Source organism: Terracoccus sp. 273MFTsu3.1 (genome assembly GCF_000383675.1).
GTDB lineage: Bacteria > Actinomycetota > Actinomycetes > Actinomycetales > Dermatophilaceae > Terrabacter.
The window spans coordinates 1,095-24,840 of record NZ_KB911823.1 but is presented as its reverse complement, the minus strand read 5'-3'; the positions used below and the strand labels follow the sequence as shown (position 1 = coordinate 24,840).

22 protein-coding genes are annotated in these 23,746 nt (G+C 73.2%); 3 read left to right on the top strand and 19 right to left on the bottom strand.

All coding sequences use genetic code 11. From position 1 onward, the window contains the following. Positions 1–22: 22 nt before the first annotated feature. The 3 genes from H283_RS0113010 to aspS form a co-directional block, all read right to left on the bottom strand. Positions 23–457 carry a VOC family protein gene (locus tag H283_RS0113010; protein WP_020143958.1) on the bottom strand — a complete coding sequence of 145 codons (435 nt, stop codon included), beginning with the start codon at positions 455–457 and terminating at the stop codon, positions 23–25. A 9-nt stretch (positions 458–466) separates the two neighbouring features. Continuing rightward, positions 467–931, bottom strand: a complete 465-nt coding sequence (locus tag H283_RS25100; RefSeq protein WP_020143957.1) for a helix-turn-helix transcriptional regulator — start codon at positions 929–931, stop codon at positions 467–469. A gap of 158 nt (positions 932–1,089) precedes the next feature. Next, the gene (gene aspS / locus H283_RS0113000) at positions 1,090–2,919 is read right to left on the bottom strand and encodes an aspartate--tRNA ligase (RefSeq protein WP_020143956.1); all 1,830 of its coding nucleotides are present in this window, start codon (positions 2,917–2,919) and stop codon (positions 1,090–1,092) included. Between the two features lie 143 nt (positions 2,920–3,062). On the opposite strand from aspS, the gene H283_RS0112995 reads away from it, so the two are divergent. Continuing rightward, on the top strand, positions 3,063–4,148 hold the full coding sequence (locus H283_RS0112995; RefSeq protein ID WP_020143955.1) for an acyltransferase: 1,086 nt from the start codon (positions 3,063–3,065) through the stop codon (positions 4,146–4,148). A 53-nt stretch (positions 4,149–4,201) separates the two neighbouring features. On the opposite strand, the gene H283_RS0112990 is transcribed toward H283_RS0112995, so the two are convergent. Then, positions 4,202–5,734 carry an MFS transporter gene (locus tag H283_RS0112990; RefSeq protein ID WP_020143954.1) on the bottom strand — a complete coding sequence of 511 codons (1,533 nt, stop codon included), beginning with the start codon at positions 5,732–5,734 and terminating at the stop codon, positions 4,202–4,204. 111 nt (positions 5,735–5,845) lie between these two features. Here H283_RS0112990 and H283_RS0112985 point away from each other — a divergent pair, with 111 nt between their 5' ends. Beyond that, entirely contained in the window at positions 5,846–6,586 is a 741-nt protein-coding gene (locus H283_RS0112985; RefSeq protein WP_020143953.1) for a TetR/AcrR family transcriptional regulator, read from the top strand. 22 nt (positions 6,587–6,608) lie between these two features. On the opposite strand, the gene H283_RS25095 is transcribed toward H283_RS0112985, so the two are convergent. Further along, positions 6,609–7,532 carry a LysR family transcriptional regulator gene (locus tag H283_RS25095; RefSeq protein ID WP_043649449.1) on the bottom strand — a complete coding sequence of 308 codons (924 nt, stop codon included), beginning with the start codon at positions 7,530–7,532 and terminating at the stop codon, positions 6,609–6,611. A gap of 52 nt (positions 7,533–7,584) precedes the next feature. Between H283_RS25095 and H283_RS0112975 the strand changes: the two genes are divergently transcribed. Then, the gene (locus tag H283_RS0112975) at positions 7,585–8,607 is read left to right on the top strand and encodes an EamA family transporter (protein ID WP_231372283.1); all 1,023 of its coding nucleotides are present in this window, start codon (positions 7,585–7,587) and stop codon (positions 8,605–8,607) included. Here H283_RS0112975 and H283_RS0112970 read toward each other — a convergent pair. The 14 genes from H283_RS0112970 to H283_RS25075 all read right to left on the bottom strand — a co-directional run. Then, positions 8,512–8,937 carry a YchJ family protein gene (locus H283_RS0112970; RefSeq protein WP_369791899.1) on the bottom strand — a complete coding sequence of 142 codons (426 nt, stop codon included), beginning with the start codon at positions 8,935–8,937 and terminating at the stop codon, positions 8,512–8,514. The genes H283_RS0112975 and H283_RS0112970 overlap by 96 nt on opposite strands. After that, positions 8,934–9,611, bottom strand: coding sequence for an NUDIX hydrolase (locus tag H283_RS0112965; protein ID WP_020143950.1), 678 nt, complete (start codon positions 9,609–9,611; stop codon positions 8,934–8,936). The genes H283_RS0112970 and H283_RS0112965 overlap by 4 nt, the downstream gene beginning before the upstream one ends. 7 nt (positions 9,612–9,618) lie before the next feature. Beyond that, positions 9,619–11,391: a CTP synthase gene (locus tag H283_RS25090; RefSeq protein WP_081633868.1), complete on the bottom strand. Its 1,773-nt coding sequence runs from the start codon at positions 11,389–11,391 to the stop codon at positions 9,619–9,621. A gap of 11 nt (positions 11,392–11,402) precedes the next feature. Next, the gene (locus H283_RS25085) at positions 11,403–12,545 is read right to left on the bottom strand and encodes a glycosyltransferase family 4 protein (protein WP_156023187.1); all 1,143 of its coding nucleotides are present in this window, start codon (positions 12,543–12,545) and stop codon (positions 11,403–11,405) included. Continuing rightward, positions 12,542–14,317, bottom strand: a complete 1,776-nt coding sequence (locus H283_RS0112950; RefSeq protein ID WP_231372282.1) for a lipid II flippase MurJ — start codon at positions 14,315–14,317, stop codon at positions 12,542–12,544. The genes H283_RS25085 and H283_RS0112950 overlap by 4 nt, the downstream gene beginning before the upstream one ends. Before the next feature lie 65 nt (positions 14,318–14,382). Beyond that, on the bottom strand, positions 14,383–15,258 hold the full coding sequence (locus H283_RS0112945; protein ID WP_020143946.1) for a hypothetical protein: 876 nt from the start codon (positions 15,256–15,258) through the stop codon (positions 14,383–14,385). After that, positions 15,255–16,199 (bottom strand): copper transporter, encoded by a 945-nt coding sequence (locus tag H283_RS0112940; protein ID WP_020143945.1) that lies wholly within the window; start codon positions 16,197–16,199, stop codon positions 15,255–15,257. The genes H283_RS0112945 and H283_RS0112940 overlap by 4 nt, the downstream gene beginning before the upstream one ends. Next, the gene (gene steA / locus H283_RS0112935; protein WP_020143944.1) at positions 16,196–17,377 is read right to left on the bottom strand and encodes a putative cytokinetic ring protein SteA; all 1,182 of its coding nucleotides are present in this window, start codon (positions 17,375–17,377) and stop codon (positions 16,196–16,198) included. The genes H283_RS0112940 and steA overlap by 4 nt, the downstream gene beginning before the upstream one ends. Positions 17,378–17,520: 143 nt before the next feature. Beyond that, complete coding sequence (gene recN, locus H283_RS0112930) at positions 17,521–19,314, bottom strand: DNA repair protein RecN (protein ID WP_020143943.1); 1,794 nt, start codon at positions 19,312–19,314, stop codon at positions 17,521–17,523. Between the two features lie 9 nt (positions 19,315–19,323). Further along, on the bottom strand, positions 19,324–20,271 hold the full coding sequence (locus H283_RS0112925) for an NAD kinase (RefSeq protein WP_020143942.1): 948 nt from the start codon (positions 20,269–20,271) through the stop codon (positions 19,324–19,326). Further along, positions 20,268–21,068 carry a TlyA family RNA methyltransferase gene (locus H283_RS0112920; RefSeq protein ID WP_020143941.1) on the bottom strand — a complete coding sequence of 267 codons (801 nt, stop codon included), beginning with the start codon at positions 21,066–21,068 and terminating at the stop codon, positions 20,268–20,270. The genes H283_RS0112925 and H283_RS0112920 overlap by 4 nt, the downstream gene beginning before the upstream one ends. Then, the gene (locus H283_RS26715) at positions 21,065–21,544 is read right to left on the bottom strand and encodes a hypothetical protein (RefSeq protein ID WP_020143940.1); all 480 of its coding nucleotides are present in this window, start codon (positions 21,542–21,544) and stop codon (positions 21,065–21,067) included. Before H283_RS26715 ends, H283_RS0112920 begins: the two co-directional genes overlap by 4 nt. Positions 21,545–21,585: 41 nt before the next feature. Continuing rightward, the gene (locus H283_RS0112910; RefSeq protein WP_020143939.1) at positions 21,586–22,647 is read right to left on the bottom strand and encodes an HAD-IIA family hydrolase; all 1,062 of its coding nucleotides are present in this window, start codon (positions 22,645–22,647) and stop codon (positions 21,586–21,588) included. A gap of 108 nt (positions 22,648–22,755) precedes the next feature. Then, the coding region (locus tag H283_RS25075; RefSeq protein ID WP_020143938.1) for a tetratricopeptide repeat protein at positions 22,756–23,746 on the bottom strand (991 nt) is incomplete at its 5' end.

The window sequence follows — 23,746 nt, the reverse complement described above, 5'->3', positions numbered from 1 at the left end:
GGCGGCGCCCCGCGCCTCGGCGTCAGGCGAAGTCGGCCGCGGTGACGGCCCGGTCCGACAGCTCCACGAGCACGACCCAGTTGCCCGAGTTGTCGCGGCAGACGGCCTCGGTGCCGTACGGACGGGCCGACGGGGGCTGGAGGAACTCGACGCCCCTGGCCGACAGGTCGGCATACGTCTGCTCGCAGTCGTCGACGGTGAGACCGAGACCGTTGAGCCCGCCGGCGTCCTGCGCCCGCTTCATCGCGGTGACGAGCTCGTCCGGGAAGGGCGGACCGGGGATGGCGAGGCTGACCTGCAGCTCCGGCTGGCTCGGGTGCACGACCGTGCACCAGCGGTAGCCGTCGCCGAGGGTGATGTCGTCCTTCTCCTCGAACCCGAGGACGTCGACGTAGAAGCGCTTGGACTCGTCGATGTCCTTCACGAAGACACTGACGATGGAGATGTTGGTGATCATGTGACCACGCTAGGGCGGGTCCACCGCCTCGTGCTTCTCCTGGGTTGCGGAGCCTGCGGGCGCGCTCTCCGCCAGCCCCCACATGAACAGGACGCAGCCGGGGATGTGCGGCGCCCCGGTCGCGGCGTACCTCGCCTGGTACTCGCTGGGACTCTCCCCCACCACCGTGCGGAACCGGCTGCTGAACGAGCCGAGGCTCGAGAAGCCCACGGAATGGCACACCTCGGTGACGGTGAGGTTCGTGGCGCGCAGCAGGTCCTGGGCGCGCTCGATGCGGCGGCGCGAGACGTACCCGGCCGGCGTCACGCCGTACGTCGCGCGGAAGAGCCGGAGGAAGTGGTACTTCGAGAGGCCGGCCGCCGCGGCCAGCCGGTCGAGGTCGAGCGGTGCGGCGTACTCCCGGTCTGCGAGGTCGCGGGCGCGACGGAGGTGGACGAGCACGTCGTCCGGTGCACGCGTGATCTGCTCCGCCACGTCCCCATCCTGCCGGAGCGGCCGACGGAGCGGTTCACGCGCCGTCGGTCGTGCGCGACGGCGTCGGTGACCCCGGCCGACGAGAACGTATGCCGCCCGCCCGGCTCGGGTGGGCGGCATACGTTCACGGTCGGCGGCGGAAGGCCCCGCCTCGTGGCTCAGCTCTGCTTCGGGTTGACCTCGGGGGCACCCTGCGTGGCCGGCGCAGAGGCCGCGGGCTTCGCGTCCACACCGGCCTCCTTGCGCTGGGCAGGCGTGATCGGGGCCGGCGCCGCGGTCAGCGGGTCGTAGCCACCACCGGACTTCGGGAACGCGATGACGTCGCGGATCGAGTCGGTGTGCGCGAGCAGGGAGACGATGCGGTCCCAGCCGAAGGCGATGCCACCGTGCGGCGGGGCACCGAAGGCGAAGGCCTCGAGGAGGAAGCCGAACTTCTCCTGGGCGTCCTCCTCCGACAGGCCCATGACGGCGAAGACGCGCTCCTGCACGTCGCGCCGGTGGATACGGATCGAGCCGCCGCCGATCTCGTTGCCGTTGCAGACGATGTCGTAGGCGTAGGCGAGCGCGGGCCCCGGGTCGGTGTCGAAGGTGTCGAGGAACTCGGGCTTGGGCGAGGTGAAGGCGTGGTGGACGGCCGTCCACGCACCGGCACCGACCGCGACGTCGCCCGAGGCGACGGCGTCGGCGGCCGGCTCGAAGAGCGGGGCGTCGACGACCCAGAGGAAGCTCCACGCGTCCTCGTCGATGAGCTCGCAGCGCCGGCCGATCTCGAGACGGGCGGCGCCGAGCAGCGCACGGGACGGCTTGGCCGCACCGGCGGCGAAGAAGATGCAGTCCCCCGGCTGGGCGCCGACGTGCGCGGCGAGGCCGGCGCGCTCGGTGTCGGTGAGGTTCTTGGCGACCGGGCCGCCGAGCTCGCCGTCCTCCTGGACGAGGACGTAGGCGAGGCCACGGGCGCCGCGCTGCTTGGCCCACTCCTGCCAGGCGTCGAGCTGCTTGCGGGGCTGGCTCGCACCACCGGGCATGACGACCGCACCGACGTAGTCGGCCTGGAAGACGCGGAAGGTGGTGTCGGCGAAGTAGCCCGTGCACTCGACGAGCTCGTTGCCGAAGCGCAGGTCGGGCTTGTCGGAGCCGTAGCGGGCCATCGCGTCGGCGTAGGTCATCCGCTGGAACGGCGCTTCGAGCTCGACGCCGATGAGGCGCCAGAGGGCCTGCACGATCGACTCGCCGAGCTCGATGATGTCGTCCTGCTCGACGAAGCTCATCTCGATGTCGAGCTGGGTGAACTCCGGCTGGCGGTCGGCGCGGAAGTCCTCGTCGCGGTAGCAGCGAGCGATCTGGTAGTAGCGCTCCATGCCCGCCACCATGAGCAGCTGCTTGAACAGCTGGGGGCTCTGCGGCAGGGCGTACCACGAGCCGGGCGCCAGGCGCGCGGGCACGAGGAAGTCACGGGCACCCTCGGGCGTGGAGCGGGTCAGCGTCGGCGTCTCGATCTCGACGAAGTCGCGGGCGCCGAGCACGGCGCGGGCTGCGGCGTTGACCTTGGAGCGCAGTCGGATCGCGGCGCCGGCCGAGCTCGCGCCGGGGCGGCGCAGGTCGAGGTAGCGGTGCTTGAGGCGCGCCTCCTCGCCGACGGTGACACGCTCGTCGATCTGGAACGGCAACGGGGCGGCCGGGTTGAGCACCTCGAGCTCGCTGACGATGACCTCGATGTCGCCGGTGGGCAGGTCGGGGTTGGCGTTGCCCTCCGGACGCTCGCGCACCTCACCGGTGACCTTGACGCAGAACTCGTTGCGCACGTCGTGGGCGCCACCCTGGGCGAGCACCTCGTCACGCGCGACGACCTGGGCGACTCCCGAGGCGTCGCGCAGGTCGAGGAAGGCGACCCCGCCGTGGTCTCGACGCCGCGCCACCCAACCGGTGAGGGTGACGGTCTGGCCTGCGTGGTCGGCACGGAGTGTGCCGGCCTCGTGAGTGCGGAGCACGGAGGATCCTTCCGAGGACGGGGGCTCGTTCGACGCGTCGGGAGCGGCGGCTGGGGCCGCTGTGACGCCGGTGGCGTCGTCGCCGGACGGCGGACGGCACCGAGGTTTCATCCTAGACCGGGTGCGCCCCTAGCCTTGACCGCGTGCAGCACACCCGCAACCGAGACCTCGACGGGGTCCGAGGCCTGGCGATCCTCCTCGTCGTCACCGCCCACGTCGGCCTGCCCGTGCGGTGGGGCGGCCTGTCGGGCGTCACCCTCTTCTTCGTGCTGTCGGGCTACCTCATCACCAGCCTGCTGCTGCGCGAGTGGGACCGCTACGGCTCCATCAGCCTGTGGCGGTTCTGGGGTCGTCGGGCGCTGCGGCTGCTACCCGCCCTGCTCGTGCTGCTCGCCGTCGTGCCGCTGCTGCTGTGGGCCACCGGTGACTCGCGGCTCTCGTCGTACCCGGTGGCGGCGCTCGCGACGCTCACCTACGTCGGCAACTGGGTGCGCATCGCCGGCACCGATCTGGGGGTCCTCAACCACACGTGGTCGCTCGCCGTCGAGGAGCAGTTCTACCTCGTGTGGCCGCTCGTCTTCATCGCCCTCATGCGCTGGTTCCGCGCTCACGCGCTCCAGGTCGTCATCGCCGTCGCGTTCGTCGCGACCTTCTACCGTTCGTGGACCCTCGAGGCGTCCGACATCGCGACCAGCGCCAACGTCTTCGCCCTGATGCTGGGCGTCGTCCTCGCCTTCGCGCTCGCCGGCGCGGCCCGGCGCGGTTGGCAGCTGCCCCGGACGCACCCGGTCGTCCCCTTCCTCGTCCTCGTCGCCGTGTCGGCCTTCCCGGGACACTCCCCCGAGGCCGACCAGGGGCTCCTGCGACCCCTCGCGGTCGTCTACGCGGTCATCGGCGTGTGGCTCGTCTACTCGGCGGCCAACGGGCACTCGCGGGTGGTCGGGTCCCGGGTCATGGTGTTCTTCGGCACGATCAGCTACGCCCTCTACCTGTGGCACCAGACCTTCATCAACAGCCGGCTCCTCGGCGACCACACCGTGCCGCGCAACCTGCTGCTCGCCGCCGCGGGGGTGCTCGTGTCGTGGTTGTCGTGGATCCTCGTCGAGCGGCCCGTGGGACGGCTGCGCGGACGCCTGCGCCTGGACCAGCCGTCCCGTCGGCAGCTGGATGCCGTCCACGACCGTGAACGGCCTGCGCAGGAGTCCCTTCCCACCACCCCCACGACATAGGGCCCGCGTGGGCACCCCGGCGACCGTGGGTCGGGGACGCCCAGGTCCCCGGGCTACGCGGAGGGGCGAACCCCCGCGCCCGCCGGCACGGCGGCAGCGTCGCGGTCGGCCGCGGGGTCCGGCTCGCCGTCCAGTTCGACCTCGTGCTCGTCGACGCTGCGGGAGTCGGTGAGCGTCAGCGCACCCCACGTGGCCACGACACCCACAAGGACGGCGAGCACGGCATACGTCACCCGCTCACCGTGGAAGAACGACGAGACGAGGTCGGGACCCCACGTGCCGGCGGGGAGGGTGGTCGTCACGAGCACGGCGACGAGGGTGCCCACGACGGCGGTGCCGACGCTCGTGCCGATTTCCTGGGCCGTGTCGTTGAGCGCGGTGCCGATCGAGGTGCGGTTGGCGGGCATCGCCTCGACGAGGGCCACCGCACAGATCGTCATGACGGTGCGGAGGCCGACGGTCAGGACGACCATGGCGACGGCGATGGCCGGGTAGCCGCGGTCGACACCCCATGCCATCCCGAGGAGCGCGACGACGAGCAGGCCCACGCCGACGAGGCACGCGACCCGGTGGCCGAAGCGGCGGACGAGCCACTCCGAGAGCGGTGTCGCGAGGACCATCGTCACGATGAGCGGGAGGTTGGCGAGACCGGCACGAACGGGGCTCCAGCCCCACGCGTACTGGAAGTGCAGGATGAGCCCGAACATCACCCCGGCCATCGCGATCGAGGTCCCCGCCTGCGCCAGCGCGGCCCCGCGCACGGTCCGCGACGAGAAGAGCGACAGGTCGAGCATCGGCGAGGCCGCACGCCGCTCGTGGCGGACGAACGCGACGAGCGCGAGCGCGGAGCCGACGACGGCCGCGAGGGTGGTCGCCGAGGTCCACCCGTGCTCGACGCCACTGGTCAGGGCGTAGCAGCCGAGCCCGATGGCCGCGATGCTCAGCAGGGCACCGGGCAGGTCCAGCCGGTCGGCAGTGAGGTCCTCGCGCCGGTCAGCCGGCACCCCGAGCCGGACGCCGACCCAGGCCACGAGGGCGATGGGGGCGTTGACGAGGAGGAGCCACTCCCAGCCGACGTGGTCGAGCGCCGTGCCACCGAGCAGCGGACCGAGGACGAAGCCCGACATGCCGACGACGATCATGACGGTCATCGCCCGCATCCGCAGGGCCTGGTCGTCGAAGAGCCGGAAGACCAGGGAGTTGGTGATCGGGGCCATGGCCGCGGCCGCGACCCCGAGCGCGGCGCGCAGGGCGATGAGCTCACCGGTCGTCGTCACGGCAGCGACGGCGAGGCTGATGACCCCGAATCCCGCGAGGCCCCAGAGGAGGACCCGTCGTCGGCCGAGCCGGTCCGCCGCCGAGCCGGCGGTGAGCAGCAGTCCCCCGAACGTCAGCGAGTAGGCACCGGTGACCCACTGGAGCGCGGTGGTGCCGCTCCCGAGGTCACGGCCGATCGTCGGCAGCGCGATCGTCAGGAGGGTGTTGTCGACCATCTCGACGAAGAAGGCGAGACAGAGCGCGAGCATCGGGATCCACGCCGCCCGAAGCGACGGGTAGGTGCGGGTCGGCGTCGTGGTCGTCGTCATGGGCCGGCTCCTTCCATCGAACAGCGTTCGACTATCGAACGTGGTTCGATGTTATAGAACAGTGTTCGATGAACGCAACTCCATCCCGTGTGCGTGTGATGGGATGGGCGAATGAGCCCCCAGCGACAGCACGCCGCTCGGCCCTCCCGCGATGCTCGCGCGGCACGTGAGCGCCCCGACCGAGGCCGCCGACGGGCCTCGCACTCGCTCGAGGCCGTCCTCACGGAGGCCGTCGCCCTGCTCGACACGAGTGGCGAGCAGGCCCTGACCTTCCGCGCCCTCGCGGCCCGTCTCGGTGGTGGCGCCGCGAGCATCTACTGGTACGTCTCGAGCAAGGACGAGCTGCTCGACCGAGCCGCGGACCACGTCCTGGCCGACGTGCTCGCCGCCGTCGAGGACGTCGGGGTCGGCGACCCCGTCGACGATCTCCGGACCATCGCGCTGGCCCTCTTCGACGCGATCGTCGAACGGCCCTGGCTCGGTGCCTACTTCATGCGCGACACGGGCGTCCAGCCCAACGGCCTGCGCCTCTACGAGCGGCTGGGCCAGCAGGTGCTGCGGCTGGAGCTCACTCCGCGCGAGAGCTTCCACGCGGTCTCGGCGGTCGTCGGCTTCGTCGTCGGCACGGCGGCCGACATGGGACAGCAGCCGCCCCAGGCGGTGCTCACCGGCGAGGTCGACCGGGACGAGTACCTCGCCCGCTACGCCGCCCAGTGGCGCGCCCTCGACGCGGACGAGTTCCCCTTCATCCACCACGTCGTCGACGAGTTCGCGGACCACGACGACGCCGAGCAGTTCCGGGCCGGTCTCGAGCTCATCCTCGCCGGGCTGCGCCTCCAGGCCGCAGGCTGACGCGTCGCGAGCGCCCCTCCGGTCACTCCTCCGAAAGGGGTCGAAGGTCCCGGGAGGCTTCTGCCGCAAGGCAGTCCACGGCCGCGGCCAGCGCAGGGCTTGCCGTCATGGTGCTTCGCCAGACGACGCTCACGGTGCGCTCGGAGACCGGGTCGACGATCGGGACCGCGACGACGCCCTCGGGCAGCGGCCCCCGGCCGAGGCGGGGCACGAGGGCGATGGCCTCCCCCGCCGCGACGAGAGCGACGTGCGTGGCGAACTCGAGCGCGACGTGCGCGATCCGGGGGGACCGCCCGACATCGGCATACATCTTCTGGAGCCACTGGTGGCAGATGGAGCCGGGCGCGACGCTGGCCCAGTGCTCCTCGAGCACGTCCCGCACGCCGATGCTCCGTCGCCTGGCGAGCGGGTGGCTCTCGTGGACGAGGACGTCCGCCCGGTCCCGGCCGAGGTCGCGCACCTCGAGGTGGTCGGGGATGGCGAGCGGCAGCGGCTCCCAGTTGTGCACGAGGGCGAGGTCGTGGGTGCCGGCCGCGACGGCGTCCACGGCATCCCAGGGGTCGATCTCGTCGGGACGCAGGACGACGTCCGGCGCGGTCGAGCGCAGGCGGGCGATGGCGCCCACGACGACCCCTCGGTACGCCGTGGCGAACGTCGCGAGGCGCACGGTCCCGACCGTCTCCCCGCTGTCTCCGTGCAGCCTGGACTCGAGTCGCTCCATGTCCGCGAGCAGGGACCGCGCCGCGTCGGAGACCGTGCGACCGGCCTCGGTGAGCAGGACGCCCCGCCCCTGCCGTTCGAGCAGCTGCACCCCCGTCTGGGTCTCGAGGCGCTTGATCTGCTGGGACACCGCGCTCGGGGTGTAGTCGAGGGCGGCTGCTGCGGCGCCGACGGACCCGTGCGCCTCGACGGCGACGAGGGACCGCAACGCGACGGGATCAATCATGCAGAGATGCTACACAGTCAGGCCCAGAACAGTTTGATGGACGTGAACGGTCATGGCCCCTAACGATGAGGACATGCGCCGCCGTGACACCGCCCTCGCCGTCCTCGTCGCCCTCATCTGGGGCACGAACTTCGTCGCCATCCGGACCGGCATCGACTCGGTGCCGCCCTTCCTCTTCCTCGCGGTTCGCTTCCTCGTCGTCTGCGTCCCCGCCGTCTTCCTCGTCCGGCGCCCGGCACTCCCCTGGCGCGACCTCGCACTCATCGGGCTCTTCACGAGCCTCGGCCAGTTCGCCCTGATGTACCTCGCGCTGCACCTCGGCATGCCGCCCGGCCTCGCCTCGCTCGTGCTCCAGGCGCAGGTCCTGCTCACCGTCGTCATCGCGGCCCTCTGGCTGCGCGAGCGCCCCTCCACCGCGCAGCGTCTCGGCGTCGCCCTGGGCGGGGCGGGGCTGCTGACGATCGCGGTCGGACGCGGGATGTCGGCGCCGCTGCTCCCCCTCGTCGTGCTCGTCCTGGCCGCCGTGTCGTGGGCGGTCGGCAACGTGCTGACGCGCCGGGCCGGGGCTCTCACGGGTCCGGGCGCCGGGCTCGGGGTCACGGTCTGGTCGGGGCTCGTCGTGCCGCTGCCGGCCCTCGCCCTCTCGTTCGTCGTCGAGGGGCCGACGGCCATCGGGGCGGCGCTCAGCCACCTCCAGTGGCAGGCCGTCGCCTCGACCGCCTACACCGCCTACCTCTCCTCGCTCGTCGGCTACGGGATCTGGAACACCCTGCTCAGCCGGCACCCCGTGGCGAAGGTGACGCCGTTCGCGATGCTCGTCCCGGTCTTCGGCTTGGTCGCGGCCGCGGTCGCGTTCCACGAGCGCCCCAACGCCCTCGAGCTGGCCGGGGGGCTCGCCCTCCTGGCCGGTGTCGGCGTGGCGGTCCTCCGCCGACGCGGCGGCGTGACGGCGCCCCCGCCGGCCGTCCCTGCCGACGCGTCACCCGTGCTCGCCGTCGACGTAGAGCCAGCGGCCGCCCCGGCGGGCGAACCGGCTCACCTCGCGCAGCTCGCCCCGACGCACGGCGCCCGCTGACGGCTCCGTCCACCGCGCCACGAACTCGACGACACCGTCGTCGTCGCCGGGACCGCCGCGCTCCGTCCGCACCACCGTCAGGCCCGTCCAGCGCGTGTCCGGGTCGAGCCCCACCCGCTCGGGCCGCGTCCGAGGGTGCCAGGTGCGCAGGAGGTATGCCTCGTCCCCCACGGCGAACGCCGTGTAGCGCGAGCGCATCAGCTCGCCGGCGGTCCCGGCCGGCCGTTCGCCCGCATGGAGCGGGCCGCAGCACACGGCATACGCCAGCTCGTCCGGGCCGCCCCCACAAGGGCACGACCCGGAGACGCCCGGGCCGAACGCCGCGCTCACGACCGCTGGGCCCGCTGGGCCTCGCGGGCGGGCCACGGCGCGTCGTGCGGGCGCAGCGTCGACCAGCCGCGCTGGCGCGACAACCCGGCGGAGAGCAGACCGACGAGGGTGGCCGAGTTGCTGATGCGCCCGTCGAGCGCCGCGTCGACGGCGTCGTCGAGGGACACCCAGAGCGGCCGGATCGCGAGCTCCTCCGCGGTGCGCTGGTGGGCGTCCGCGGCGGCGACCTCGTGGAGGCCGCGCGCGAGGAAGATCCGCACCGTCTCCGGGAAGGCCCCGGGCGACGTGACGTCGTCGGCGAGCACGTGCCACTCGTCGGCCGTCAGGTCGACCTCCTCGACGAGCTCTCTCGCGGCAGCCTCCCACGGCGGCTCGCCGTCGACGTCGAGCAGACCGGCGGGCAGCTCCCACACGTGGCCACCGCTCGCGTGGCGGTACTGCCGGATGAGCAGCACGTGCGGGGCGCCCTCGAGCTCGCGCAGGGCGAGCACGGCGACGGCACCGGGATGTGTGACGAAGTCACGGGTCACGACACCACCGGCGCCGAGGTCGACGCGCTCGCGCACGACGTCGAAGATGATCCCCTCGAAGGGCGTCGACGACTCGACCACCGGTTCGGCGGTCCACTCCTCGACGAGGTCGGATGCGGTGCCTCGCGGCGCGTCCAGGCTCACCCTCGGGTCAGTCGGCGTCCGGGGCGGACCCGGACGCGGACACCGACGCGAGCTCGTCGTGGCCGGTCCGTGCGCCGGCGTCCCGCTCGGCCTGGCCGGCGTCGACCGCGGCGCGGTGGCGCTCGACCTCGACGAGGCGCTCGCTGCGCTGGCGCTCGAGCGCGGCCCCGACGAGACCCGCGAAGAGCGGGTGTGCGCGGTTGGGACGCGACAGGAACTCCGGGTGCGCCTGCGTCGACACGTAGTAGGGGTGGACCTCGCGCGGGAGCTCGACGAACTCGACGAGCGTGCCGTCGGGCGAGGTGCCGGAGAAGACGAGACCCGCCTTCTCGAGGTCGCCACGGTAGGAGTTGTTGACCTCGTAGCGGTGGCGGTGGCGCTCCTTGACCTCGGCCTCGCCGTAGGCCCCACGGATGACGCTGCCCTCCTTGAGGGCGGCAGGGTAGAGGCCGAGGCGCATCGTGCCGCCGAGGTCACCGGCTCCCTCGACGAAGGCCTTCTGCTCCTCCATCGTGGCGATGACGGGGTGCTCGGTCTCGGGATCGAACTCCGTCGAGCTCGCGTCCTGGTTGCCGAGGACGCTGCGGGCGTACTCGATGACCATGCACTGCAGGCCGAGGCAGATGCCGAGGGTCGGCACCTGCTTCTCGCGGGCCCACGTCAGCGCGCCGAGCTTGCCCTCGATGCCGCGCACCCCGAACCCACCGGGCACGAGGACGGCGTCGACGCCGCCGAGCGCCTTCTGGGCGCCGGACGGGGTCTGGCACTCGTCGCTGGCCACCCAGCGGATGTTGACCTTGGCGTCGTGGTGGAAGCCGCCGGCGCGCAGCGCCTCGGTGACGGAGAGGTACGCGTCGGGGAGGTCGATGTACTTGCCGACGAGGGCGATCTCGATGTCGTGCTCCGGGTCGTGGACCCGCTCGAGCAGCTCGTCCCACTCGGTCCAGTCGACGTCGCGGAAGTTGAGCCCGAGCCGGCGGATGACGTAGGCGTCGAGGCCCTCGCGGTGGAGCACCTTGGGGATGTCGTAGATGCTCGGGGCGTCGACCGCCGCGGCGACCGCGGTGACGTCGACGTCGCACATGAGCGAGATCTTGCGCTTGATCGGGTCGGGGATCTCGCGGTCGGCGCGGAGCACGAGCCCGTCGGGCTGGATGCCGACCTGGCGCAGGGCGGCGACCGAGTGCTGGGTCGGCTTCGTCTTCAGCTCGCCGCTCGGTGCGAGGTAGGGCACGAGCGAGACGTGCAGGAAGAAGCTGTTGTCGCGGCCGATGAGGTGGCGCACCTGGCGCGCGGCCTCGAGGAAGGGCAACGACTCGATGTCGCCGACCGTGCCGCCGATCTCGGTGATGATGACGTCCGGGGCGTCCGGACCTCCGGTGGCGAGCGCGCGCATCCGGGCGACGATCTCGTTGGTGATGTGCGGGATGACCTGGACGGTGTCGCCGAGGTACTCGCCGCGGCGCTCCTTGGCGATGACGTTGTTGTAGACCTGCCCGGTCGTCACGTTCGCGCTGCCGACGAGGTTGACGTCGAGGAAGCGCTCGTAGTGACCGATGTCGAGGTCGGTCTCCGCCCCGTCGTCGGTCACGAAGACCTCGCCGTGCTGGAACGGGTTCATCGTCCCGGGATCGACGTTGATGTAGGGGTCGAGCTTCTGCATCGTGACCCGCAGGCCCCGCGATCTGAGAAGTCGTCCGAGGCTCGAGGCGGTCAGCCCCTTGCCGAGAGAGGAGGCGACGCCCCCGGTCACAAAGATGTGCTTCGTCGTATCCACCACGGGCTTTGAGTCTACGTCACTCCGCGGGTCTGCGTGACGTAGCGTTCCATCCACCGGCGCGTCTCGTCGTCAGGAGTGGGCCAACCGGCGGCCCGGGCCCGTCCGGACGCGCCCTCCCGGAGCCTGGCCTCGGCGTCGGCGAGCAGGCGGTCCACCTCGGCTGCCACGGCGGCCGGGTCACCCACGGGGACAAAAGAACCCGCGTCGCCGACCAGGTCGGGCAGACCGCCGGTACGGGTCACGACGACCGGCAGCCCGGCCGCCATGGCCTCCTGCACGACGAGCGCCCGGGCCTCCCAGCGGCTCGTGAGGACGAACACGTCCGCCGCTCGGAGCCACTCGGACACATCGGTACGCGCCCCCACGAACCGGACCTTGGCCCCCGGCTCCTGCCCCAGCCGTATGCCGTCCGCCTCCTCCACGAGACGGGCACGGAGTCGCTCGTCGCCGTCGCCGACGACGACCCACGTGGCGGTCGCTTGGGAGCGTCGCGCGGCTTCGAGAAGGGTCGGCAGGTCCTTCTGGGGCGCGATGCGCGAGACCGTGAGCACGACGGGGCCGCCGGTCGGCAGGCCGGCTCCGGCCAGCAGGGCGGAGCGGTCGGCCGGCTCGAGGCCGGGACGCCGCAGGAGGTCGGCGACCGCGGCGGAGGGCACGAGGGCGAGCTCGGTGCGTCGGGCACCCAACGCGTCGGCGAGCTCCACGAGGTCGCCGCTCGCACCCGTCACGAGGTCGGCCCGGTGCAGGGACCACGCGACCAGCCGCCGGGCGGCGGACGCCACGGCCCGGGCAGGGGCCGAGCCAGGGACCGGCGGGAGGTCGTTGTGGAGCGAGACCACGAGGCGCGGGCGTGGCCGCGCCCGGGCGACGGCCACCGCACAGACGACGGCGGCCTGGTGGCCGTGCGCGTGGACGACGTCGACCGTGCCAGCGAGGCGCATGATGCGGTGCCAGTCCACGAGACCTCGCGGCGCGCGCAGCCCGCCGTGGACCGGCCAGAGCCGGTGCGCGTCGGCCCAGTCGAAGGCTCGCGCCGTCGACTCCGCCGTCACGACCTGGACGTCGTGCCCCTGCTCGCGCACTCCCCTCACGAGGGCGTCGACGTGCGCACCCACCCCACCGGCCGCGTGTCCGAGCACCATGAGGACCCTCATCGCGTCTCCGGGGGCCCGGCAGGGTGCGGATCCTGCTCGCCCGCAGGGGCGGACATCGGCGCTGACGACCGAGCAGTCGTGGACGTCGAAGCGGTGGTGGACGTCGAAGCTGCGGTGGACGTCGGAGCAGTCGTGGAGGACGGCGCACCAGCGGGCGCGTTCGCCGCGGTCGGTGGCCGGCGCCGCAGCCGGGCGACGACCGAGCGGTCGACGACGAGCACTACGACGACGAGGGTCACGGTGGCCGCGAGCGCCACGGCGACGCCCTGCGCAGCGGCGACGAGGAGTCCGTCCGCGGTCCAGAGGCCGCCGAGCCACCAGCCGAGGAGCGCGGCGGCCGCGGCGCCCAGCAGCCCGGCTGCGACGGGGCGTGCGGGGACCGCCAGGGCCGGGCGTCCCCAGCTCCGCGCGACGAGGACCGCAAGCGCGACGGCCCCGGCCACGAGCCCGATGCTGGTGCCGAGGGCGAGAGCCCGTACGGTCGTCGCGGGTCCGGACGAGCCCTCGAGCGCCACGAGCGGGACGATGGTCGTGGCGAGCCACGCGACGGCGACCACGGCGCCTGCGACCCGGGCACGACCTCGCACGTACGACGCTCTCGTCAGCAGCCCGATCGCGCACAGGCCGACGATGCCCGGGGCCACGAGCACGAGGGCGTCGGGGATGGCGGACAGGGCCACGGCCCCGTTGCCGTCCGCGCGCCCGGCGTCGAGCAGGGCGAAGAAGGCGCCGACCGGTCGGGCGACGGCCACGAGCAGGCCGCCGGCCAGCAGACCGGCCAGGAGGGTGGCCAACCACGTCCGCCGCAGCACGTCCACAGCCGCGGACCCCGGCGCCAAGGTCGGCGCCGCTGCGCCCGCCTCAGGCTCCGGCCTGCCCGCTTGCGCGCTCCCCGCCAACGTCGGGAAGGCGGCGGTGGCGAGCGGGACGGCGAGGACGGCATACGGGAGCAGGGAGACGGCCTGCACGTAGGTGTACACGTTGAGCGTCCCGGGTCCGCCGCGGTCGTTGGCGAGGCGGATGAAGACGAGCGTCGCCAGCTGCTGGCCGGCGACGGCGAGGAGGCCGGCCACGGCGAGCCGTCGGACGCGGGCGGCGACGCCGTGCGGGAAGCGCGTCGTCAGCGTGAGATGGACCCCGGCGCGACGAACCGGGACGAGGAGCGGCAGCGACAGCGCGACGACCCCGAGGGTCGTGCCGACGGCGAGCACCGTGGTCGCCCCCGCCGGGACCTGTGCGATCGGGGCGGCCGGGTCGCCGGCGACGGCCGCGTAGGTCACGTAGGTTGCGATGACGACGAGGCTGGACATGAGCGGGGCGATCGCCGCAGCGACGAAGCGGTGGTGCGACTGGAGCACGCCGCCGAGCACGATGCCGACGCCGTAGAGCGGGATCTGGATCGCGAAGACCCGCAGCAGGTCGGCCCCGAGACCCACCGCGCCGGGACAGGTGTCACCGGCTCCGAGCAGGCCCCGCGCGATCGGCTCCGCGGCGAGGGCCACGACCACGCCCAGCGGCACGAGCACGACGACCACCCACGTCAGCAGCGCGGAGGCCGTGTGGTCGGCCTCGACCCGGTCGCCGCGGGCCAGAGCACCTGCCACGAGAGGCACGGCGACCGCCGCGAGCACTCCCCCTGCCGCGATCTCGAAGAGCACGTTGGGGACCGCGTTGACCGACTGGTAGACGCTCCCGACGCAGGTCGCCCCGACGGAGTGGGAGAAGACGAACCATCGTCCGAAGCCGACCACCCGGGCGACGAGAGTGATCACCGCGATGGTGCCTGCGGCGGCGAACAGCCCACGCCGTGCGGGTCCGCCGCCTGCGGTCCGGTCGGTCATCGGGCGGCCCGGCCCCACTCGTCGAGGCGCCGCAGAACGGGGTGGGCTTCGATGACGCGGGTGAAGCTGACGCGCTCCGAGGCGAGCGTCAGGGCCGCGAGGCCAGTGAGGGCGACGACCCGGCCCACGAGCCCGGTGCGCTCGACGAGCGCGAGACCGAGGAGCGCCCCGGCGGCGTTGGCGCCGGTGTCGCCGAGCATGGCGGTGGCGCGGAGGTCGTCCCGGACGACACCGAGCGAGGACCCGACGGCGGCGGCCGCGGGCAGCCCTCCCACGAGCGGAAGACCCGCGGTCACGGTGACCTTGAGCGCCCGCCCGGGGCGCAGGTCGAAGAGGTTGACGGCGTTGGCGGCCCCGGCGACGACGGCCCCGCCGACGAGCGTGGTCAGCAGGCCGGGACGGGTGGGGCGGCTCGCGTCGGCCAGCGCCGCACCGACCAGCCCCGTGATGCCGAGACCCACGATCTTGACCGCACCCGTCGTGACCTCGCCTCGTGCCAGCGCGCCGAGGTGGCCCTTGAGGCCCTTGTCCGACGCGCCCCCGGCGAGGTCGTCGAGCGCACCGAGGGCCCCTGCGGCGACGACGACGACGGCGGAACGCATCGACCCGCGGACCCGTCCGTCGGTCAGGCGCGAGGCGGCCGCTGCTGCGGCGGCACCGGCAGCGGCGCCGGCCACGGCACCGCCGACCCATGCCGGGCCCTCGAGCAGGGTGACGGGGTCGCCTGCGTGGTTGGTGCGTTCCCACGGCGTGCGGAGGGCTGGGGGCGCTGCTCGACCGAGACGCAGGACCGCCCACGAGGCCACCGCCGAACCGAGCAGGGCAGCCAGCGACCCGGCGGCGGTCGAGTCCGCGCGGCGGCTCGACCTCACGGAAGCACCCGCGGGACGGTGGCGGTGGCTCCGGCCGCGACGCCGTAGTGTCCGACCCGCTCGTCGAGGGCGTCCTCGACCGCGAGGACCACGGTGGCGGGGCCGTCACCGGCCCGGGCGTGGTCGACGGTGGAGACGATCCCGGCCGTCTCGGACTTCTCACGCACGGCCTGGACCGCGTTCGAGGTCACGGGCTGGCCCGCCGCCGCAACCGTCTCGCCACCGGCGACGACGGTCGACCGGGTCGAGCCCGCGAAGGACGTGACGAGCGCACGGATGGCGTCGGAGCGGGACTCGACGACGGACTCGGTGCCGGCGTAGTCCGCGGACACGACGACCGCGAGGTCGGCCGGTGCGAGGTCGGCCGCCGAGCTGTCGACGAGGTTGGCGTCGACGAGCACCTTGAGGGCGGCGGTGCGCTGGGCCGAGGCGCCGGTGTCGCTCGTCGAGACGACGAGGTCGGTGAGCACCTGCACGAGCAGCTGGTCGCCGGTCGCGGTGGACCCGACCCCGAGGGCCGAGGCGGCCTCCTTCGCCGCCTGCGCCCGGTCGGCGGCCTGGGTGGGGTCGAACCAGTCGGGGCTCAGCGTCACCGTGCCGGTGAGACCGGCTCCGCTCTGGGCCAGGACCCCCTCGAGGTTCGTCGTCATCGTGCCGTCGGCGGAGGGCAGCACGACGACGACGGCGCGGTGACCGGACAGCCGGCCCTTGACGACCCGCTGCTGCACGGCGGTCGCGTACTCGTCGGACGCGTCGACGAGCTTCTCGCTCGTCGTCAGCTTGTCGTTGAGGGCCTGCTTCTCGGTGCGCAGCGCGGAGACCTGGTCGCTCAGCTGGTTGCCGAGGTTGGCCTGCAGGGGGCCGGCTCCGAGCACGATGCCCACCGCGAGGGCGAGGAACACCGAGATGATCGAGACGAGGTGGTAGCGGAAGTCGATCACGTGAAGATCCCAACGATGGCGGTCCAGAGGTCGTCCCAGCGGGCGGCGAGGACCTGCAGCCACGCCTGTCCCGCCGGTGTCGACGCGAGGGCTGCGAAGAAGGCGAGCACTCCGGCGAGCAGCATCGTCACGAGCAGTCGGCCCGGGATGCGGGCGCGATAGAGCTGGCTCACACCTTTGGCGTCGACGAGCTTGCTGCCGACGCGCAGGCGCGTGAGGAACGTCGACGCCTGCCCGTCGCGGCCCTTGTCGAGGAACTCGACGAGGGTGACGTGGGTCCCGACGGCGACGATGAGCTCGGCTCCGGAGTCGTCGGCGAGGAGCATCGCGACGTCCTCGCTCGTGCCTGCGGCGGGGAAGACGACCGGCGTGATCCCGAGAGCCTCGACCCGGGCGAGACCGGGGGCGCGCCCGTCGCGGTAGGCGTGCACGACGATCTCCGCGCCACACCGCAGCGCCTTGTCGGAGACGGAGTCCATGTCGCCGACGATGAGGTCGGGCTGGTGGCCGGACTCGAGGATGGCGTCGGCGCCGCCGTCGACCCCGATGAGGATCGGGCGGTACTCGCGGATGTACGGCCGCAGGGTCTCGAGGTCCTCGCGGTAGTGGTAGCCGCGCACGACGATGAGGCAGTGCCGGCCGTCGAGCTGGGTGGTGATGGGGGGCACGCCGATGCCGTCGAGGAGCAGGTCACGCTCCTTGCGGATGTACTCCATCGTGTTCGTCGCGAAGGCCTCGATCTGCACGGCGAGGCCGGCCCGCGCCTCGTGCATCTGCGCCTGCACGGCCTCGACGTCGAGCAGCGTGCCCGTCGCGACACGGGTCTCCCCCGACCACAGGTCGGCGCCGTCGAGGCGGACCGTCTGCCCGTCCGTGAGCGCCATGACCTCCGGACCGGCGGCGTCGAGCACGGGGATGCCCGCCTCGACGAGGATCTGGGGTCCGAGGTTCGGGTAGCGACCGCTGATCGAGGCGCTCGCGTTGACGACGGCTGCCGGGCGCACGGTGACGAGGGCGTCCGCGCTCACCTTGTCGAGGTCCGCGTGGTCGATGACGGCGATGTCGCCCGGCTGCAGCCGCTTCGTCAGCGCCTTGGTGCGCCGGTCGACGCGCGCGGTGCCGACGACGCCGGGACCGGTGTCCCGGGCGTGCGAGCGTCGTCGGATGGAGAGGGCCATGATGGCCTCAATCGTGCCACGTCGGTGGGTCGGCGACCCCATCGGTCCGGGCCGTGGCGCGCGGCTCGGACGACACCCTCGACGTCCTTCGGGACGCAGGTCCGACGGCTGGGCGCACCGGAGGACCGTGCCGCGGTCGGGACTCAGGCGCGTGTGCCGCTGCGGGCGGTCGGACGCGTGCCCACCCTGGCACCGCTCGTCTGCTCGAGGAGGTCTCCGGCATGGGCCAGTCCAGCCTCGGAGTCGGGATCGCCGCCCATCATCCGCGACAGCTCCCGCAGCCGGGCGTCACCGTCGACGACGGTGACGCTGCTCGAGGTGATGCGGCCGTCGTCGGCCTTGTGCACGACGAGGTGGCGGTCGGCGAACGCGGCCACCTGGGCGAGGTGGGTGACGACGATGACCTGGGCGTGCTCGGCGAGGGCAGCCAGTCGGGCACCGACGTCGAGGGCCGCCCGACCGCCGACGCCGGCGTCGACCTCGTCGAAGACGAACGTCGGTGGTCCGCTCGCCGCCTCGCCCGAGGCGCTCCGCGAGCCGACCACCTCGAGGGCGAGCATGACGCGGGAGAGCTCACCGCCCGAGGCGGCGCGGGCGACGCTGCGCGGCGTGGCTCCCGGGTTGGCCGCGAGCAGGATCTCGACCTCGTCGATGCCGTGTCGGGCCAGCCGCACCCGGTCGCCGTCGGGCAGGGCCACACCCTCGGGGTCGGTGCGTCGGCGCAGCTCGACGTGGACGACGGCCTTGCCCATCGCCAGGTGTGAGAGCTCCTCCGAGACGCGGGTGCCGAAGTCGTCACCGGCGGCGCGGCGAGCCTCGGACAGCGACAGCGCGGCCGCGACGACGGACGCCTCGAGCTCGGCCACCTCGGCGCCGAGTCGCTCGACGCGGTCGTCGGCGGTGACGAGCTCGTCGAGGCGTGCCGCACCGCGGCCCGACCACTCGAGCACCTCGTCGACGGTCTCGCCGTACTTGCGCGTGAGGACTCCGAGCGCGGCCCGCCGCTCCTGCACGTAGCCGAGCCGCTCCGGGTCGAGGTCGACGTCCTGGAGGTATGCCGTGAGGTCGGCCGACAGGTCCGTCACCAGTGTGCCGACCTCGTGCAGGCGCTCGTCGAGGCCGGCGAGGGCCTGGTCGTGCGCCGTGGCCGGGCCGAGCGCAGCCCGCGCCGACCCGATGAGGTCACGGACGTTCGGAGCCGGCTCGGCGGCATACTCGTCGCCGCTGAGATCGGCGAGCGCCTGGGCTGCGGCGAGGCGGAGCGTGTCGGCGTGCGCGAGGCGCTCGTCCTCGGCACGCAGGGCCGCATCCTCGCCCGGCTGGGGGTCGACGGCCTCGATCTCCTCGAGCGAGGCGGTCAGCGAGTCGATCTCGCGGGCGCGCTCGCGCGCCTCCGAGACGAGGCGCGCGTGCTCGCGGGCCGACGCACGCCAGCGGTCGTAGAGCTCGCCGACGCGGTCGCGGAGCGCCGTGAGGTCGGCACCCCCGAAGTCGTCGAGGACGACCCGGTGGGCATCGCCCTGTTTGAGCCGCCACTGGTCGGCCTGACCGTGCACGGCCACAAGCATCTGTCCGAGCTCGGCGAGCACGGACACGGGCGCCGTGCGACCGCCGACGTGGGCGCGCGACCGGCCGGCCGCGGCGATGGTGCGGGCGATGACGAGCTCGCCGTCCTCGTGGTCGGCACCCGCCTCGTCGGCCCGGACGAGGGCCGGGTGGTCGAGGGGCAGCTGGACGACGCCCTCGACGAGCGCCGAGGCCGAGCCGGTGCGCACGAGGCCGGAGTCGGCGCGCTCGCCGAGCAGCAGGCCGAGCCCCGACACGACCATGGTCTTGCCGGCGCCGGTCTCACCGGTGAGCACGTTGAGCCCGGGGCTCAGGTCGAGGACGGCGTCGTCGATGACACCGACACCCCGGATCCTCATCTGGCTGAACACGGGTCCACCTTAGGGCCGGCCACCCTCACCGCCGTCGACGTCGTCCACGGGCGAGGCGGTGTCGCCGTTGCCGCGCCACCCGGCGACCGAGAGGTCGAACTTCGCGACGAGGCGGTCCGTGAACGGTGCGCTCGTCAGCCGGGCGAGGCGGAGCGGGCGCAGCCCCCGGCGGACCTCGATGCGGGCGCCCGGGGGGAGGTCGACGTGGCGCCGGCCGTCGCACCACATGACTCCCGCGCCCTCGGTGGCCGCCTTGATCTCGACGGCCAGGTGGGTGTCGGGGCCCAGCACGAGCGGCCGGGCGAAGAGCGCGTGGGCCGCGCTGGGCACGAGGAGCATGGCCTCGACCTGCGGCCAGACGACCGGACCACCAGCAGAGAAGGCGTATGCCGTCGAGCCCGTCGGCGTGGAGACGATGACGCCGTCGCAGCCCCAGCTCGACAGCGGGCGACCGTCGACCTCGACGGTGACCTCGAGCATCCGCTCGCGGGCGGCCTTCTCGACGCTGACCTCGTTGAGGGCCCAGCTGCTCGCGATGAGGTCGCCGTGCAGCTTCGCGTCGACGTGGAGCGTCATGCGCTCCTCGACGGCGTAGTCGTTGCTCGCGATGTGCTCGACCGTGGCGTCGAGGTCGTCGCGCTCGGCCTCCGCGAGGAAGCCCACGTGGCCGAGGTTGACCCCGAGGAGCGGCACGTCGACGCTGCGGGCGAACTCGGCTCCGCGCAGGATGGTCCCGTCGCCGCCGAGCACCACGACGAGGTCGCACCCCTCCGCGACCTGCTCCTCGGCGGACGCGATGTGCACGCGCGAGCTGTCCTTGAGGTCGAGGGCCTCGGCCTCGTCGGCCTGGAGGGACACGTCGATGCCGAGGTGGGTCAGGCGTTGCACGACGCCCTTGGCGACCGTCAGCGCTTCGGGGCGCCTCGGGTGGGCCACGAGCAGGATGCGACGCGTCACGGGACTCCTTCGAGGTCGACGGCCTCCAGCATGTCATCCACCGCCGTCACCGAGGCGCCCGGGACGGGTCTCGGGGCGAGCCAGAAGAGGAACTCCCGGTTGCCGTCGCCCCCTGCGATGGGGCTGGCCGTCGCACCGTGGAGGTGCAGGTGGAGGTCGGCCGCGACCTGGGCCACGTCGCGCAGCACCCGGCGGCGCTCGTGCGGCGAGGTGACGACTCCTGTACGGCTGAGCCGCTCGCGCCCCACCTCGAACTGCGGCTTGACCAGGACGACGACGTCGCCGTCGTCGGTGACGAGAGGTCGCATCGCGGGCAGGGCGATGGCGAGCGAGATGAAGCTGAGGTCGGACACGACGAGGTCGAAGGGGCCGCCGAGCGCGTCGGCGTCGACGTCACGGATGTTGGTGCCCGGAAGGTCCCGGACGCGCGGGTCGGCACCGATCGACGCGACGAGCTGGCCGTGGCCGACGTCGAGGGCCGTCACGTGGGTGGCACCGCGCTCGAGGAGCACCTGGGTGAAGCCACCCGTGCTCGCCCCGACGTCCAGGCACCGCCTGCCGTCGACGGGGACCGGCCACGTGTCGAGGGCGTGGAGCAGCTTGACGGCCGCGCGCCCCACCCAGCGGTCGGGCTCGCGGGTCAGCTCGATGGCCGACGAGTCGTCGACGGGCAGGGCGGGCTTGCCGGCCGGGCGACCGTCGACGAGCACCACGCCGGCGGTGACGAGCTCACGGGCCTGGGTGCGCGATCGGGCCAGGCCTCGGGCGACGAGCTCGACGTCGAGACGACGCGTCACGCGCCACCCAGACCGCCGAGGCGGCTCTGCAGGCTGCGGTGGGCGTGCTCGCCCGACTCGATGCGCTCGGCGAACGACCCGGCCTGTGACTCGGCGAGACGCATCATCGCCTCGTCGACCGCCTGGTCACCCGTCAGGGGTGGGGTGGGCACGTCCGGCGTCGCGTCCAGCGGAGCGTAGGGCACCTCGGCCGTCGCGGGGTCGTCGTCGGTCCGGTGGTCGTCGTCCGCGTCGTCCGCGTCGTTGCTGACGTCATCGTCCTCGTAGGCGACGTCCTCGTCGGCGACGTCCTCGAGGTCGTCGCCCGAGACGTCCGCATCGCTGACGTCGTCGGACTGGTCGTCGGAGTCGTCCCACTCGTCGACGGCGTCGTCGCTCGCGCCGGTGTCCGAGTCCATCGGGTCGAGCTCCTCGGCGACCTCGAGCGGTTCGCCGGACCCGAGATCGTCGCGTCGGGGGTCGCTGTCGCCGAACATGTGCTGCCTCCGTGCCGAGTGGTTGGTCCGCTGCGGTCACGCTACCGGGTCGGGGTCGGTGAGTCGTCGAACAGGCGGTCGAGCGTCGCCGCCGCCCGACGCAGGTGCTCGGAAGGCGCTCCCTCGTCGCGCGACGCCAGCAGGGCCGCCAGGCCCGCTCGCACGACCTCGACGGGGTCTGCGCTCCCGTGCTCGACGACGAGATGGTCGGCGTCGAGCTCCACCCGGGCGGCGCCGCAGCGCCAGCCACCGGCGTCGGCCACCGGGGCGGCATACGGCGTCAGGAGGTCGGCGAGGGAGACGACGACGTAGGTGGGCGACGACTCGCTCGCCACGAGGTCGGAGGGCCGGTCGACGCCGGTGAGGACCCAGGCCGAGTCGAGGCCGGTGGCCTCGGCGCCGACGATGTCGGTGCCGATCCGGTCGCCGACCGCGAGCGTCCTGGCAGCGACGGTGCCGAGGCGGTCGAGGGCGAGCCGGTAGAGCGGCGGGTGCGGCTTCCCGACGACGTCCGGGCGTCGCCCGACCACGGCGACGAGCAGCTCGATGTAGGCGCCGTTCCCCGGGGACTGCCCCCACGGCAGCGGCAGCGTCGCGTCGTCGTTCGTGGCGACCCACGGAAGACCGGAGGAGAGGAGACGGGCCGCCCTCTCGAAGTCGCGCACGCGCAGCTCCTTGCCGAAGCCCTGGAGCACGGCCGCCACCTCGTCGGCTCCGGGACCGGGCTGGTGACGGGCGGCGGCCACGGGCACGAGGCCTGCGTCCCGCAGCGCCTCGACGACGCCCTCGCCACCCAGTGCGAGGACGGCAGCTCCGGGTGGGAGGTCGGCGGCGAGCCGGGCGGCCCCTGCCTGCGCGCTCGACACGACGTCGGATGCCGTCGCGGGCGCACCGAGGTCGGCGATCTGGGTGGCCACCTCGGTCGGGACGCGGGACGCGTTGTTCGTCGCGTAGACGACCCGCACGCCCCGAGCCACGATGTCCTGCAGCGCTTTCGGGGCACCCGGGACGGCATCCGGTCCGCGGTAGACGACACCGTCGAGGTCACACACCACCCCGTCGTAGCCGGCGATGAGCGGTTGCGTCGATGTCTCCGTGTCCATGCGTCCTCCTGGGCCCGACCCTACGGCGGGTGTCGTCCGCGAGACCTGTCCGTCCGGAACGCAGAACGGGCCCGACCGTGGAGGTCAGGCCCGTTCCGGGTGAGGCGCTCAGCGCTCGTCGTTCTCGTCGTCGTTCTCGTCGTCGTTCTCGTCGTCGTCCGCTTCGGCGTCCGTGTCGACGAACTCGGGACTGTCATCGTCCTCGTCGCCGAGCAGGTCGGTGACGTCGACACCGTCGAGCTCCTCGAGCCGCTCCGCCGCATCGGTGGTCAGCTCGTGGTCGGCATCCGCCGCCCGGGCGAACCAGTCACGTGCGACCTCGAGGTCACCGGCGGCAAGCTTCGCGTCCGCGTAGGCATAGAAGAGTCGCGCCGCAGACGGGCGATTCGGGTTGATCCGCTTGACCAGGTCGCTGAGACCGGCGACCGCGGCGTCGAGCTGACCGAGGTCGCGGCGAATCCCGGAGACCACGATCGCCAGCTCGACGCGGTCGTCGATCGCCAGGTTGGCGGCCTCGTCGGACTGGGCGAGCTCGAGGGCCTTGTCGTGGCGTCCGAGGGCACGTTCGCAGTCGACCATGAGCGGGAGGAGGTGACTCGAACCCGAGAGCCGGCGAACCGTGCGGAACTCCCCCAGGGCCCGCGCCCAGTCGCCCAGGCGGTACGCGACGAGACCGAGGGACTCACGGGCCGCCGGGACGCGCCCCGCGCGGCGCACAGCGGTCTCGGCGTGGGCCAGGGCTGCCTCGGGCTCGACGTCCAGCAGCTCGGCGACCATGACGAGGTGCTGCGCGACGCCCTCGGCGTTCTCCTTGGAGAGCGTGCGGAGCTGGTTCTTGACGCCCCGGTCGACCTCGTGGCCGGTGACACCCTCGCGGATGGCGGGCTCGGGCTTCCTCGGGGACTTCGGGGTCAGTCGAGCACCACCACGACGGTCGTCGTCCTGGGGACGACCCGACCCGCCACGAGGGCGGTCGTCGAAACGTCGAGGACCGCGGTCGCTGCTGCTGCCGCCGGAACGACGGTCGTCCGACCGGTAGCCGCCACGGTCGCTGCTGCTGCCACTGGAACGACGGTCATCGGAGCGGTAGCCGCCACGG

Excerpts from the sequence above, each read along its gene's own strand:
- H283_RS25085 (WP_156023187.1), bottom strand. The coding sequence starts at position 12,545 with ATGAGGGTCCTCATGGTGCTCGGACACGCGGCCGGTGGGGTGGGTGCG.
- steA (WP_020143944.1), bottom strand. The coding sequence starts at position 17,377 with ATGGCCCTCTCCATCCGACGACGCTCGCACGCCCGGGACACCGGTCCC.
- H283_RS0112910 (WP_020143939.1), bottom strand. The coding sequence starts at position 22,647 with ATGGACACGGAGACATCGACGCAACCGCTCATCGCCGGCTACGACGGG.
- H283_RS0112975 (WP_231372283.1), top strand. The coding sequence starts at position 7,585 with ATGGCCCCTAACGATGAGGACATGCGCCGCCGTGACACCGCCCTCGCC.
- H283_RS0112990 (WP_020143954.1), bottom strand. The coding sequence starts at position 5,734 with ATGACGACGACCACGACGCCGACCCGCACCTACCCGTCGCTTCGGGCG.
- H283_RS0112985 (WP_020143953.1), top strand. The coding sequence starts at position 5,846 with ATGAGCCCCCAGCGACAGCACGCCGCTCGGCCCTCCCGCGATGCTCGC.
- H283_RS25095 (WP_043649449.1), bottom strand. The coding sequence starts at position 7,532 with ATGATTGATCCCGTCGCGTTGCGGTCCCTCGTCGCCGTCGAGGCGCAC.
- H283_RS26715 (WP_020143940.1), bottom strand. The coding sequence starts at position 21,544 with ATGTTCGGCGACAGCGACCCCCGACGCGACGATCTCGGGTCCGGCGAA.
- H283_RS0113010 (WP_020143958.1), bottom strand. The coding sequence starts at position 457 with ATGATCACCAACATCTCCATCGTCAGTGTCTTCGTGAAGGACATCGAC.